This is a genomic window from Bradyrhizobium sp. WSM4873, assembly GCF_055811355.1.
The window spans coordinates 1-223 of sequence record NZ_JBVVPS010000153.1 but is presented as its reverse complement, the minus strand read 5'-3'; the positions used below and the strand labels follow the sequence as shown (position 1 = coordinate 223).

Here is a 223-nt window from a genome sequence, read left to right as displayed (position 1 = left end):
GAGATCACCGCGGCATCGTTGCTGCCGGTGATGGTGACGTCGATGAGCTGCGAAGCGGTGCCATCGGCCGACTTCACAGTCAGGGTGTCGTGGACGACTTGGCCATCGGCAAGCGCCTGGACCTTGGCGGCAGAGTTATCGAGCGCGTAGCTCCATTCGCCGCTGGCAGGATCGAAGGTGAACGTGCCGTAGCTGCCGGCGAGGGAGGCAGGCGTCTGGAAAT

General features: G+C 63.7%; 1 protein-coding gene. It reads right to left on the bottom strand.

Features of this window, described 5'->3' with window-relative positions:
• Positions 1 to 223, bottom strand: a 223-nt coding sequence (locus tag AC0L21_RS38145; RefSeq protein ID WP_473267168.1) for a VCBS domain-containing protein, incomplete at both ends; no start/stop codon positions are given.